This is a genomic window from Natrinema sp. CGMCC1.2065, from assembly GCF_051225675.1.
Taxonomy (GTDB): Archaea; Halobacteriota; Halobacteria; order Halobacteriales; family Natrialbaceae; genus Natrinema; species Natrinema thermotolerans.
Genome location: NZ_JBPJSJ010000033.1, coordinates 1 through 13,564, shown reverse-complemented (window position 1 = coordinate 13,564; position 13,564 = coordinate 1). Strand labels below are relative to the sequence as shown.

At 66.1% G+C, this 13,564-nt stretch carries 12 protein-coding genes and 1 pseudogene; 8 read left to right on the top strand and 5 right to left on the bottom strand.

All coding sequences use genetic code 11. The features are described from left to right. Both ACSBP4_RS19330 and gatE read left to right on the top strand, forming a co-directional pair. Window positions 1–459, top strand: a pseudogene (locus tag ACSBP4_RS19330) (ABC transporter); the annotation flags it as partial. Between the two features lie 81 nt (window positions 460–540). Further along, window positions 541–2,409, top strand: a complete 1,869-nt coding sequence (gatE, locus tag ACSBP4_RS19325) for a Glu-tRNA(Gln) amidotransferase subunit GatE (protein ID WP_435553173.1) — start codon at window positions 541–543, stop codon at window positions 2,407–2,409. A gap of 36 nt (window positions 2,410–2,445) precedes the next feature. On the opposite strand, the gene ACSBP4_RS19320 is transcribed toward gatE, so the two are convergent. Beyond that, window positions 2,446–2,928: an Lrp/AsnC family transcriptional regulator gene (locus ACSBP4_RS19320; RefSeq protein WP_006180898.1), complete on the bottom strand. Its 483-nt coding sequence runs from the start codon at window positions 2,926–2,928 to the stop codon at window positions 2,446–2,448. Window positions 2,929–3,109: 181 nt separating this feature from the next. Between ACSBP4_RS19320 and ACSBP4_RS19315 the strand changes: the two genes are divergently transcribed. Both ACSBP4_RS19315 and ACSBP4_RS19310 read left to right on the top strand, forming a co-directional pair. After that, window positions 3,110–4,060: a DMT family transporter gene (locus ACSBP4_RS19315; RefSeq protein WP_049964168.1), complete on the top strand. Its 951-nt coding sequence runs from the start codon at window positions 3,110–3,112 to the stop codon at window positions 4,058–4,060. Window positions 4,061–4,199: 139 nt separating this feature from the next. Then, the gene (locus ACSBP4_RS19310; RefSeq protein WP_172704526.1) at window positions 4,200–4,874 is read left to right on the top strand and encodes an HTH domain-containing protein; all 675 of its coding nucleotides are present in this window, start codon (window positions 4,200–4,202) and stop codon (window positions 4,872–4,874) included. Window positions 4,875–4,977: 103 nt separating this feature from the next. On the opposite strand, the gene ACSBP4_RS19305 is transcribed toward ACSBP4_RS19310, so the two are convergent. Together ACSBP4_RS19305 and ACSBP4_RS19300 are read right to left on the bottom strand one after the other, a co-directional pair. After that, complete coding sequence (locus ACSBP4_RS19305; protein WP_435553172.1) at window positions 4,978–6,015, bottom strand: hypothetical protein; 1,038 nt, start codon at window positions 6,013–6,015, stop codon at window positions 4,978–4,980. Between the two features lie 91 nt (window positions 6,016–6,106). After that, entirely contained in the window at window positions 6,107–6,868 is a 762-nt protein-coding gene (locus tag ACSBP4_RS19300) for an RNA methyltransferase (protein ID WP_006648690.1), read from the bottom strand. Window positions 6,869–7,868: 1,000 nt separating this feature from the next. Here ACSBP4_RS19300 and ACSBP4_RS19295 point away from each other — a divergent pair. From ACSBP4_RS19295 to ACSBP4_RS19280, 4 genes are all read left to right on the top strand, one after another. Further along, window positions 7,869–9,095 (top strand): Cdc6/Cdc18 family protein, encoded by a 1,227-nt coding sequence (locus ACSBP4_RS19295; RefSeq protein WP_006180903.1) that lies wholly within the window; start codon window positions 7,869–7,871, stop codon window positions 9,093–9,095. Between the two features lie 199 nt (window positions 9,096–9,294). Further along, window positions 9,295–10,509: an AMP-binding protein gene (locus ACSBP4_RS19290; RefSeq protein ID WP_435553171.1), complete on the top strand. Its 1,215-nt coding sequence runs from the start codon at window positions 9,295–9,297 to the stop codon at window positions 10,507–10,509. 50 nt (window positions 10,510–10,559) lie between these two features. Further along, window positions 10,560–11,753: a dihydropteroate synthase gene (gene folP, locus ACSBP4_RS19285; protein ID WP_435553170.1), complete on the top strand. Its 1,194-nt coding sequence runs from the start codon at window positions 10,560–10,562 to the stop codon at window positions 11,751–11,753. 188 nt (window positions 11,754–11,941) lie between these two features. After that, window positions 11,942–12,649: a 6-hydroxymethylpterin diphosphokinase MptE-like protein gene (locus ACSBP4_RS19280; RefSeq protein WP_435553169.1), complete on the top strand. Its 708-nt coding sequence runs from the start codon at window positions 11,942–11,944 to the stop codon at window positions 12,647–12,649. Window positions 12,650–12,688: 39 nt separating this feature from the next. Here ACSBP4_RS19280 and ACSBP4_RS19275 read toward each other — a convergent pair whose 3' ends face one another. Then, window positions 12,689–12,877, bottom strand: coding sequence for a hypothetical protein (locus ACSBP4_RS19275; RefSeq protein ID WP_006648686.1), 189 nt, complete (start codon window positions 12,875–12,877; stop codon window positions 12,689–12,691). A 123-nt stretch (window positions 12,878–13,000) separates the two neighbouring features. Further along, on the bottom strand, window positions 13,001–13,564 hold a 564-nt coding region (locus ACSBP4_RS19270; protein ID WP_435553168.1), incomplete at its 5' end, for an MBL fold metallo-hydrolase.

Below are 13,564 nucleotides of genomic sequence, written 5' to 3'. Positions count from 1 at the left end.
GCCGGCGTCATCGCCCGCCTCGAGGCCGCGGGCGTCGGCGTCTCGATCGGCCCGGTCTCGAGCGGCGACGCGGCGGCGGAAACGGCCCGCTCGCTCGGCGTCGAAACCGTCGAGACCGAGCCGTTCGCCCGGCCGAGTAACGCGGAGTTAGAGAGTGTCGAGTCGCTGATTCGGGCAGCTGGGGCGACAGTTCTCGCGGATTTCGTCGTCGGGGCGGGCACCCAGTCGCTGCTCGACCCGCTCGACGGGACGGACGCGCTCGTGCTGGTGGAGACGCGGCCGTTCGCCGACCGGAACTTCGCCGGCGGCGAAGCGCGAGAGCGCTACGAACGGTATCGTGAACGCGGACTCGAGGTGCCGGGCAGTCGCGTCCTCGAGGCGGTGTCGACGGTCGGGTCGGACCGGTCACGATCGCGGTCGTCGCCCCCGGCCGACTCGGCGGAGTCCCCGGACGACTGACGGCGACACCGGCACCGAGTGGACGGGGCCGGCGGCGCGGACTGGACGGTTTTTTACCCCTCCGCCACCGAGTGGCCGCCAATGACCGAGTACGACTACGACGAGCTCGGACTCGTCGCCGGGCTGGAGATCCACCAGCAACTCGACACGGCGACGAAGCTGTTCTGTCAGTGTCCGACCGAGCTCCGCGAACCCGAGGCGTCGACGCGAACGTTTTCGCGCTATCTCCACCCCACCCGGAGCGAACTGGGCGAACTCGACGACGCCGCCGTCGAGGAGAGCATGGTCGACCGCGAGTTCGAGTACCTCGCCTACGACACGACCTGTCTCGTCGAGGAGGACGACGAGCCGCCCCACGAGTTGGACGAGGAAGCCCTTGAGACCGTCCTCGAGATCGCCCAGCTCATGGACATGAGCCCGGTCGACCAGGCCCACGTCATGCGCAAGATCGTCGTCGACGGCTCGAACACGACGGGCTTCCAGCGCTCGTCGCTGATCGCCACCGGCGGCGCGATCGAGACCAGTGCAGGAGCGGTCGGCATCGAAGACCTCATGCTCGAGGAGGAAAGTGCCCAGCGCGTCGAGGAGACCGACGACGGCGTCCGCTACAGTCTCGACCGGCTCGGGATCCCGCTGGTCGAGATCGGGACGAGGCCCGACATCTCGACGCCGGAGCAGGCCCTCGAGGCCGCCGAGCGGATCGGCATGCTGCTGCGTTCGACCGGGAAGGTCAAGCGCGGCCTGGGGACGATCCGCCAGGACGTCAACGTCTCCATCGAGGAGGGTGCCCGCGTCGAGATCAAGGGCGTCCAGAGCCTCGACGACATCGACGACATCGTCCGCAACGAGGTGGCCCGACAGGCCGAACTCGTCGAGATCGCGGCCGAACTGGAGGAGCGCGAGGCGTCGGTCGGCGAGGTACAGGACGTGACCGGGGTCTTCGAGGACACCGACAGCGGCGTCATCTCGGGGGCGCTGAACTCGGGCGGTGCCGTCACGGCGGTGCCGCTCTATGGCTTCGACGGGATCGTCGGCCGCGAAATCGCCCCCGACCGCCGGCTCGGGACCGAACTCTCCGATCACGCCAAGCGCCACGGCGCGGGCGGGATCTTCCACACCGACGAACTGCCGGCGTACGGCGTCACCGAGGACGAGGTCACCGACCTGCGTGCTGCCGTCGGTGCCGAACCCGAGGACGCCGTCGCCATCGTCGCCGCCGACACCGAGGTTGCGGAATCGGCGATCGAGGCCGCCGCCGAGCGTGCCGAGACCGCCCTCGAGGGCGTCCCCGAGGAGACCCGCGGTGCGAACGACGACGGGACGACCCGCTATCTGCGCCCCCTGCCCGGCGCGGCGCGGATGTACCCCGAGACGGACGTGCCGCCGGTCGAGCCCGACCCGAGCGAGGTGCCCGAACCCGAACTGTTGACCGAGAAGGTCGAGCGGTATCAGGACGAGTACGACCTCGGCGCGGGGCTGGCCGAACAGGTCGCCTACGGCGAGTACATGCCGCTGTTCGAGGACGTCGTCGGCGGCGGAATCGATCCCACGCTGGCCGCGACGACGCTCGAGTCGACGCTGACCGAAGTCCGTCGTGATGGCGTGCCCGTCGAGAACCTGACCCGCGACCACCTCGAGGGCGTTCTCCGGCTGGTCGAGGACGGCGACCTGCCGAACGAGGGCGTGCCGGATCTGCTCGCGGCACTGGCCGAGGAGCCGGACCGGACGGCCGAAGAAGCGGCCGAGGACGCCGGACTCGGCGGAGCCGAGGAGGACGAAGTCCGCGAGGCCGTCGTCGAGGTCGTCGAACGCAACGCGGGCCAAGTCGAGGAGGAGGGCATGCAGGCCTTCTCCGGACTCATGGGCGAGTGCATGGGCGCGCTCCGCGGGAAGGCCGACGGCGACCTCGTGAGCGAACTCCTGCGCGAGGAGATTCAGAAACGAGCGTAACTCGCTCGAGGCGCAGTGCTACCGACGCCGCGGTTCTCACTCATCGACGAGTTCCTCGAGCAGCGTCTCTAACTCGTAGCTCTGGAGTGCGTCCCGTTCTTCGATCGCCGAGATGACGAACGTCGAGTCGGTCCGTTCGACGCCCTCGAGTTGTTCGAACTCGGCGATCAGGCGTTCGACCATGCCGCTGTCGCTCAGGCGTGCGACGACGATGAAGTCCGTCTCTCCCATCGTGAAGTAGACGTTCGTAACCCCCTCGACGGTCAGGAGCCGATCCGCGAACGTCTCGTAGGAGCCCCGATAGTCCGCGTGAACCTCGATCAGGACGGTGACGCCCAGCCCGAGTGCCTCGAGATCGATATCGTAGCGGTCGTTCTCGATGATGCCCTCCTCTCGGAGGTTGTTGAGACGGTAGTGGATCGTCGAGATCGGAATGTCGGTCGCCTCGTGGAGCCGTTCGGGACTTCCCGTCTCGAGTTCGGCGATCGCCTTGAGGAGGCGCACGTCGCGTTCGTCCATATGGACGGGGTTCGACCCCGACCGGCATGTGTTTTCCGGCTTATGTAATTGCATATTTCTCCAACTATCGGCCGATTATCGGCGTCCAACTCGAAATGAATTCATATGTGTGGTTCTTGATTCTCAAAACACCGCTCGATTGTAGAAGGGTCTAAATACGACCGTGATTTTCGAAGGAGATATGAGTACAATCGATTGGATTCCAGATGGGTGCCGTGATGCGGCACTCTTTTCGATACTCGCGCTATGCTGGGGCAGTTCGTTCGTCGCGATCGAGATCGGACTCGAGTACGTTCCGCCGCTCCTGTTCGCCGGCCTTCGGTACGCGATCGCGGGCGCGATCGTCTTCGCATACGCGGCCGTGGTGAACGATCGGGTTCGACCGGCGGGCCGTGGAGAGTGGGCGGCAGTTACCGTCGCCGGCACGTTCGTCATCGCGCTCTATCACGGCCTGTTGTATCTCGGCGAACTGTACGTGTCGGGCGCGGTCGCGGCGACGATCGTTAGCACGGCCCCGATCCTGACGGCAGGGTTCGCCGGCGTGGTACTCCCGGAGGAGCGGCTGGCACCTGCAGGGATCGCTGGCTTGATACTCGGTCTGGTGGGCGTGATCGCTGTCGTCCAGCCGTCATCGGCCGCGCTCGGAAGCGACGTGACCGTCGGCGCTGTCCTCGTGTTCGGCTCGGCCGTCGCGTTCGCGCTCGGGAGCGTCCTCGTCCGCCCGATCGACTCGGCGCTCCCGATCGAGACGCTCCAGGCGTGGGCGATGCTCATCGGGGCCGGCGTGTTGCTCGGCTGGGCGTTCCTGCGCGGGGAGTCGGTCGCAGCGATCGAACTGACGTCGGCGACGGTCCTCTCGTTTAGCTACCTGACACTCGTCTCCGGCGTGTTCGCGTTCTTCCTCTACTTCGAACTGCTCGAGCGAACCGGTGCGACGCAGGTCATCCTGGTCAGCTACGCCGAGCCGGTAGTTGCGATGGGGGTAAGCTGGGTCGCGCTGGGATATCTCGTCGACTCGCTCACGCTCGTCGGCCTGGTGACGATCCTCGCGGGCTTCGTCATGATCAAACGCAAGGCGCTGCGGTCCGTGCTTCGCTCGGCGCTCGACGGAGCGTCTTCCACGACCCCGTGATCGGCCACGTCTCGAGGCAGGCACTAACCGGTTTGCCACCGTACGGACAGCCTCGTCGGGTCGATCGGGTCTTGGCCGTATCTGCACCGTCGGAAACAGTTATTAGCACGCACGTTGCCCGACAACCTGACTGAGAACGATGCAGCGCAAAACCGACCATACGGACCGTACTGTGGTGTGTCACGTGCGCGCACCCCTGCTTCTCGAGCCGATCGACGAGCAGATCGAGACGCTACAAGCCTGCGAGGACGAGGGAGCGATCGACGACCTGCTGTTGCGGAGTTGGCCCAAGGAGGTCGCGCTCTCCGAAGAGAGCCCACATCAGGAGGTCCTCGAGAACTACGAACGGTTCGAGCAGTGGGCCGATCGCCGCGGCGTGAGCGTCCGCCCGCCGTTTCGGGAGCGGGAAACGACCTCGCAGATCACCGGTGAGACCCGCAAGCGGCTCGTGACGCCGCTTTTGTGTCTCGAGATCTACGAGGACGACGATCTGGTCGGGGTCTTCCCTCACACCGACGAGCGGACCGAGGAGACCTACACCACCGACGAGGCGATCGCGACGCTTCGGACCGACGCGGTGCCGACCCCGCTCGAGCCGGTCGATACCGGAGCAGCGACCGACGCCGACGGTGCGCCGGATGGGACGATCTCGGACCCGTGTCCCGACTGCGGCGGGGAGTTGATCGACGGCCAGGGACTGTTTGCCTGTGGCGACTGCGGCTGGGTCGGGCAGGTGACCGACTCCGGGCGGTACGTCGCCCAGGTGACGGCGTCCAAGACGACGGCGGAAGAGCAGACGCCACCGCAGTCATAGGGGCCCGTAGTCACAGTACCCCGCAGTAACAGTACCCTCGACTACTCCGTTTTGGTCGCGAACGCGCCGGATTCGACGCCGTCTCGCCGGCGTGTTCGCAGATTTACTCCTCGACCAGGTCGCCGCTGTACTCGGCGTCGACCGCGACGGCCGGTCCGTCCTGTTCGAACGTCACCGAATCGGCGTCGGTTCCCAGCGCCGACTCGAGGCGGTCGCGGTCGACGCTGGCCTCGTCGGCGTAGGTGACGACGGCGCTTGCGGTCGCGTCGCCGTCGCCGAGCGAGAGCTGTTGATGTGCGCCGTTTGCCCCCTCGAACGCGCCAAAGGCGAACTCGAGGCTGTCCGAGGACACCTGTTCGTTGCCGAGGGTCGCGGGATCGAACGCCTCGGTTTCCGTGTACCGACAGAGCGCCATGCCGTCGGTCGAACTGGCACGAAGGAGCCACTCGAAGTCCTCGTCGATGGCGTGTTTCGGCTCCCGATCGCCGACGGCCGTCTCGAGGACGCGTTCGACGGCGGCGATCGGCTCGAAGCCGTCGTCGTTCGGGTTCGGCGAGGTGACCGCAAACACTTCCTCGGAGACACCGACGACCTCGCCGGTGTCGGCATCGCTGTAGAGGGCGTACGCGGCGGCGTCGCTCTCGGCCGTGTAGCCGGCCGACTCGAGGTCGGCAGCGAGCCCGTCCCGATCGTACTGGCCCTTGACGGCGTAGACGCCGTTGGCGTCGACCAACACGCCCTCGTCGGCGGCCGTCTGATCGTTGTTCACGTAGGCCTGGCGGGAGGCGCGACTGCCGAAGTTGCCGAACAGAACTGCCATGATGACGGGGTTCCCGAGCAGGGGATCCGTCGGCTCGTTGCCTTCGGCTGCACCCTCGTCGTTGAGCAGGGTATCGAGCGTCGCGCCGTCGATCGCACCGTAGAAGTACGACGGGTCGTCGCTCTGTGGGAGAATCGAGGCGTAGGCGGGAAGGTCACCGTTCTCACCGTCGATGTCCGCGTCACCGGCCGATTCGTCGGACTCATCTTCGGTGTCGTCGTCGGAGCCGTTACCGTCGTCGGACGAACCGGAACAACCGGCCAGCAACGCCATCCCCGTTCCAAGTAGTCCCAGCGTCGCTCGTCGGCGATAGGTAGTCATGGTCAGGTGATGGTCACTGAAACCGTATTATTGTACCGGCCGTTATCGCCGATATTTAGCAGCGTTGACAGCCCGAGCGCCACCTCAACGGTCAGTCCTCGGCCGGCCGCTCGGTCGCGCGGCGGAGGAGACCGAGCAGGGTGTTGGCCTCGCGTTCGGTCAGGTCCGCCCGACCGAACACCCGTCTGAGCATCCGCATCGTCTTGTCGCGTTTCTCGTCGGGGTGGTTGATCTCGGTCAGCAGGTCGTCCCACTGGCCGTAGAGCCGGTCGACGGTTGCCTCGGGGGCACGAACCCGTTCGACATCCGGTAACTGCGTTGCCTCGAGCGCGAGCGACCGAAGTTCGTAGAGCGTGACGGTCGCGGCCTGCCCGAGGTTGAGGACGGGGTAGGCCGCGCTCGCGGGGATCGAACAGATCTCGTCGATCCGGGCGAGTTCCGCGTTGGTCAGCCCGACGCGCTCGCGGCCGAACACGAGTGCGGTCGGTGCTTCGACGGTCGGGAGCCGGTCGGCCAACTCCGCGGGGGTCGAGTAGGGAAACCGCGTGTGGCTGCGATCGTCCTCGTTGGTCACCGCCGTACAGCCGATCGTATGGTAGTTCTCGACGAGGTGATCGAACGTGATCTCCTCGGCCTCGGGTAGGACATCCTCTCGAGCGTGGCCCGCGTAGCCGTAGGCCTCGCCGTCGGGATCGAGTTCGGGCGGGTCGATCAACAGCAACTCCTCGAAGCCGAAGTTCTTCATCGAGCGGGCGATCGTGCCAACGTTCCCCGGCGACTGGGCGTCGACGACGGCGACGGCCGGCACCGTTCGCGCCGTCGCGTCCGCGGTAGGTGGGATATCCTCACTCATCGGTTCGGAAAGCGGACGACCGAGACGCGAAATCGTTCGATGCCTCGTCGAAGGGGTGCTGTCATCGAGTTCGATGGTGACTCCGTTCCGAGACTGCCGGACGGGACGGATGCCACCGACGCGGCGGAAGCGAGACGCGGGTTCATAGCCGGAGTAGTGGTCGGGACCGCAAAAAGGAGTCCGTTCGTGACTGGCCGCGACCGGCTGTCGTGTGGTGGCTCGAGCCAGACCAGTTGCCGTTTCAGTGGCTACTATAGCTATTAGATACACTAGTCTAGAAACACTACTAGACTAGAGACTACTAGACTAGAGACATGGTAGTCCGATAGAACGGTATCCCCATCGTCGTGTTCCGACAGTGTGGTTCCGTGACTGTGGACTCCATCGAAGTCGTGGCCCCGTCGACTCCCCGTCGACTGTGCCGGTACAACGGGATTGTTCCCGTCCAGTATCGCCCTGTACGGGTTGGATTGGAATTAGTGAGAGAGGGACACACCCCCCTCGCGTTTGTAACCGTGATTGCGAGTGGGGGTTCTGTTCGTGAACACACCACCATCGCGGATGAAAGGCTGTTCGATAGTTCGCCTCATACGGCCCAAATCGGGCAATACTGATCGGACCACCCCACTCGTTTCCCGTTACAAACGCGACCGGGGTGTGCCCCCTCGAGCGAATCCCGATTCGAACGTTCGACCGCTGTAGCGATGCGGTTTCGACTGCAGTCTCGGATTCGGACCACACGCAGTGACCGCGACACAGCTCTCGGAATCGGTCGGTACTGGGGGTTTCGTGATCGAACGCGCCGGTTTTACACCCGCGATGGGGGTGCCCGTCCTGTGAATCGACCGGTTTCGGCGTTAGAAGCGCGAGGGCGGCGGATCGCCGGACGGACGGCCAGGTGGTCGAAAACGGGCGCTCGAGTCGCTTACCCGACGTGTTTACATCCGCGATCGATCTCCACAGCTTTATTTCAGTCGAGTTGAAAAGGCCGGCCACTGCAATGGCCGCCAACGACGATCGAGATCCGCTCTTTCGGTACGACGACCCCGTCTTCGCCGACGAGCGTCTGCTCGAGATCACGCACCTGCCCGGGCCGGACCGGATCGTCGGTCGCGACGAACAGATGCAACGGGTTGCGGACGCCCTGAACCCGGCGATCTTTGGGAGCGAGCCCAACCACCTGTTCATCTTCGGCAAGACCGGTACCGGCAAGTCGCTCATCTCGCGGTCGGTCACCCAGCGTGTGATCACCGAGGCCGAACACGACGACGTCACCGTGAAATACGCCTTTATCGACTGCGGGGAACAGAACACCGAGGCCTCCATCGTCAAGACGATCGCCCAGATCGTCAACGAACCCGACGCGAGCGGGGTCACCGTCCCCGACCGGGGGCTCGGGACCGGCGACTACTACAAGCGCCTCTGGCAGGCCGTCGATCACTGCACCGACGTGACGATCGTCATTCTCGACGAGATCGACATGCTTGAGGACGACGAAGTGTTGCGCAAACTCTCCCGGGCCGGCGAGAACCGCCGAATCTCAGACTCGAGTATCGGCATCATCGGCATCTCGAACAAGATCGACTTCCCGGATCACCTCTCCGAACGCGTCAAGTCCAGCCTCTCGCGGGACGAACTCGTCTTCTCGCCGTACGACGCCAACCAGCTCGTCGAGATCCTCGAGAAGCGCCGCGACGCGTTCCACGATGGCGTCCTCTCCGACGACGTGATCCCGTTGACCGCCGCGCTCGCGGCACAGGAACACGGCGACGCACGCAAGGCGATCGACATCCTTCGGAACGCCGGCCGGATCGCGAAGAAGCGAAACGATACCCGTGTGACGGCCGATCACGTCCGCGACGCCAAGGAAAAGACCGAGGCCGACCGCTTCAACGAACTCATCGAGGGCTCGCCCCAGCAGGCCAAGGCGATCCTCTACTCGCTGACCCTACTGACCGAGAACAGCCAGGAAAAGGAGTTCCCGACGAAGATCATCTACAACCAGTACAAGGAGATCGCCCGCCGGCTCGATTTCGACGTCCTCTCGGAGCGTCGGGTCCAGGAGATCCTCCAGGAACAGAACTTCCTCAACGTGATCCAGTCCGAGCGCGAGGGCCGGGGACGCGGCCGGGGCGCTCACGCGAAACACCGCCTGCTCGAGAACCCCTCGATCGTCAAGAAGGTGCTGTTGCGGGACTCGCGGCTGGCGGTCCTCGAAGAGGAGTGACGACGTCCCTCGAGCGTCTCGACGCGTGCGGCCTCCGACTGCTGGCGATCGGTAGTCCTGTGATAGTTTTCGATTATCGACACTCTTACTCCCGAGTTCCCAAACGTTTGTCTCTAGTACCTGGATATAAAACGACGTTTCAACCTGAATTGCGTCCGTAGTAAATTCTTATAAACATTTGCACCGTGCGTGTGGGTAGATGACGAATTTCGTAACCGAACTCCGATCGTCGATACGAAACGATCCCGAAGCGACGGCTATCGATTGCGAGGATCCGATGACGTTTTCGCAGCTTTGGTCCGCGATGGATTCGTTCGCGGGCGGCCTTCGGGAGCGGGAGATAACGGCCGGCGATCGGATCGCGATTCACGTCGCCGATCCGCGCTCGGTTCTCGTCGCGGCCTACGGCGCGCTCAGGGCCGGCTGCGTTCCCGTCACGCTCCCCGCGACCTACGGGAACCGAGACGTGCGACACGTCCTGAGTGACACCGAGGCGACGGCGCTCGTGACCGACTCGAGCCCGATCATGCCCCTCTTGACGGGCAGCGAATCGCTGCGCGTCGCCGTGACCGTCGACTCCGACACCCGGATGGGCGTCTCGTTCGCCGACTTCCTCGACAACGGCGGGATGAACGGCTCGAACTCGCGGACCGGCATCGATGTCGTGCGGCGAGCGGACGAGGACCCGGCGCTGATCGCCTACGTCGATCGCGACGAGCGCCCGCCCGTCGCCGCCGTCTACACGCACGCATCCCTGCACGCGGCCGCAAGCGCTCGGCCGGACGCTCCCGGCGACGGCTCCGACCCTCTCGAGTCCCACCGCAGCACGGTGTTCCTCTCGGACCCGATCGAGTTCATGTACGGCGCGAACGCGACGCTTACCGACGGCGGGCGATACCGGCCGATCACGACCGCCGATCCGACGACGCTGCGCTCGTTGCTCGTGACGACCGAGGCCGATCGGACGTTCATCACTCCGGATCAGTACCGCGACCTCCGTGCGAACGGGGGCATCGACGACCGCGGACTCCGCGTCGTCGAATCGACGCGGGCGACGTTCGGGACGGAACACGGTGACGCCGGCGACCCCGGCGACGCGGTTCGGCTGTGTGGGCTCCCCGAAACCGGGCTGACACACGTGCGAACGCCGGCCGACGTCGCGTCCGGATCGATCGGCGACCCCCTCTCCGGGGTCCGGGCGCGAGTCGTCGACGAGGGGGCCGGTGACGAACTCGCGGTCACCAGCGCGGCGGTCGCGGACGACTCCCGCGATCTGCCCTCGTTGACCGACAAGCGGGCGGTGACGATCGACGGCACGCGCTGGGTCAGGACGGGCGTCCCGGCGCGTTCCGAAGACGGCGCGATCCGTCGCCGAACGGAGGCCAAGCCCGTTCGTTCCGCCGCGGACCGATAGTAGCTCGCCGGAACCACGATACCTTTTTGCCTCGCTTCCTCAGACCGGGTATGCACAACGTCGACGCCGCCGGCCTGGGGATCGGTGACGACCATCCGCCCCGGATCATGGGCGTATTGAACGTCAGCGAGGAGTCTCCCTACGATCCCAGTGTCTACGACGACCCCGGCGACGCGGCCCGCTACGTCGACGAGGAACTGATCGGCGAAGGGGCCGACATCGTCGACATCGGTCTCGAGTCCGCGAACAAGCGCTTCGACGTCCTCTCGGCCGAGGAGGAACTCGAGCGGCTACCGATCGCGCTCGAGACGATCGAGAGCGTCTCCGGCGACGCGGTCTTCTCCATCGAAACCCGGTACGCCGAGGTCGCCGACGAGGCGCTCTCGCAGGGGTTCGACATGGTCAACGACATCGCGGGCTTTGCCGATCCCGAGATGCCGACCGTCTGTGAGGACCACGACGTCGCGGTCGCGAAGATGGCCAGTCCGCCGGACCTCGAGCGCCCCGGCGCGGTCGAGGAGACCGACTGGGCCGAGCGGAAGTCGCCGGACTGGGCCGAACGAGCGGACTACGTCGACCAGGTGTACGAGGCGCTGAAACAGAACGGGCTGACGGACAAGACGATCGTCGATCCCGCGTTCGGCGGCTGGAGCGAGGCCCAGACGGTCGCCGACGATCAGGAGACGTTCCGGCGTCTGCGGGAGTTCCGGGCGCTCGAGCGGCCCATGCTGGTCTCGATCAACCGGAAGAACTTCCTCGGGGAGATCGCCGGCCGCGAGACCGAGGAACGGCTCCCGGTGAGTCTGGCGGCGACCTCGATGGCCGTCGAGCGCGGGGCACACGTGATCCGGACCCACGACGTGGCCGAGACGCGGGACGCGGCCCTGATCGGGAAGGCGTTCACCGAGCGACGGGCCGCGACAGTCGGGGGGATCGACGTCTCGCAACTGGATGTCCACTCGACGGCCGAGTTCCGGGCCCAGCTCCGAGAGCGCGGTATCGACCCCGACTTCGCCGACGACTGGCAGGCCCAACTCCTCGAGATCGACGGGCTCGATGTCGACGCCGGGGAGCGATTGACGGCGGTCGCGGCCGACCACGGGGCAGTCGTCCAACGCACGTCAGACGCCCGACTGCTGCTCGTCGGATCGACGACGTCGGTTTCCGGCGTTGCAGCGGATATCGCGTCCCGTGACGGCCGTTTGGGCACACTCGGCGAGAAGCTGTCAGAACTGCTGCGTTAAGAGAAAGCTTATACCGGATGCTTCAAAATGGAAGAGTGGACGCCGGGCGGCCTCCCGGGTAGGGGTACTTTGGAGGCGACCCCCGGCCCACATCACGGAATTATTGTGGCCCTACATCGACCAGCGACGGCTGTGGGTCGACCGGCAGTATCCCGAAGGTCCAAACCGGTCGCGCCGCGAGTACCCGCATGGAGTTCGACGAGTGGGAACCGGTCTACGAGGCCATCCTCGAGGACTTCGGCTACGGTCGGGCCGGCGACGAGCGTGGTCGCAACCTGCTGGCATCGCTGCTCGAGACGTCGTTCGAGCCGACGGCACTCCCGATCGGGCCGGACGCGACGGTGGCCATCGCGGGGGCCGGTCCGTCGCTAACTGACGATCGGAGCCTCGAGCGGGCGCGCGAGGCCGATGTCGTCCTCGCCGCATCGACCGCCGTCGACACGCTCGCGAGCTGCGGGATCGACGCCGACTGTATGGTGACCGACCTCGACAAGAACCCCGAGACCGTCGAGCGGCTCACCCACCAGGGGGTCCCGGTCGCAGTTCACGGCCACGGCGACAACCGCGAGGCGATCCGCGAGGTCGTGCCGAACTGCGACCACGCGTCCATCGTGCCGACGACCCAGGCCGCACCGACAGGACCGGTCCGGAACTTCGGGGGCTTTACCGACGGCGACCGAGCTGCCTTTCTCGCCGATCACCTCGGGGCCGCCGATCTGGTCTTCGTCGGCTGGGACTTCGATGATCCCGCGGTCGATGACGCGAAATCGCACAAACTCGAGTGGGCCGAGCGACTGCTCTACTGGCTCGAGGGCCGACGCGGCGATCGATTCGACGTCCTCGACGGACGGCGGGACGACATCGAGACTGCCGCCCTCCCGATCGACTCCCGCTGACGACGCCGTCGTCGGCGCTTTCCGCGGACTCCGTAGTCGTCACTGAATCCGATACTCGACGATGTCGTCACAGCCACAGGCCGGACACGTCGCGGCCGACTCGAGCGTCGTCCCACACCGCCGACACTCCTCGATTACCGTCCGGTCGTCGCTCCGGAGCAGTACCGCCTCGAGCGTCTTTCGTACGGTCGATCCGGTCGTGGAATCGCTCCCCGCTTGTCCACCCATAGCAGTTCGGTCACTCATATCACAGTTCGTTATTGTCCGATTATCCGAACTGACACGAACGGTGATGTGACCCGGGCTGATAACCGATGGCCCACAGTGGTCTCCCGCGGCGGTAATCAGCCCCTAGACGCCCGTCCCGCGGGTCGACGGCTCCCCGTCGACGGGCCGGTAGCGATGGGGCGTCCCCTCGAGGCGATCGACCCGTCCCTGCCGCTCGAGGGTCCGCAGGTGTGCCGCCGCCTCGCCGGCCCCGAACTTGACGTGGATCCCCGCGAGATCGCCGAACAGGTCGCCGGCGAGGTCCCAGGGGGTCGCAGTGCCGCGTCGTTCGAGCGCCGCGAACACCCGACGGGAGCGCTCCCGGTGGTGGGTCAGGATCTCGGCGACGCGTCCGGACTCGACGGCGGTGCCGTGGCCGGGCAGGAGTCGCTCGGACCGGTCAGCGAGTCGCTCGAGCGTCCGCCGAAACGCCGCCAGTGGGTCGTGATCGATCGCCGCGCCACCGGCCGCCGGATCGTCGCACCGGACCGGGTTGACCGCCGTCGGGCGAAGGGTCCGGGTATCGCTCCCGCCGACGTTCGGCGTGGTGGTCGGCAGGACGGCGTCGCCGACCAAGACGAATCCGTCGCCGGCGAAGGCGGTGTGCCCGAGCGTGTGCCCCGGCGTCGCGATCGCCTCGAGCCCCGC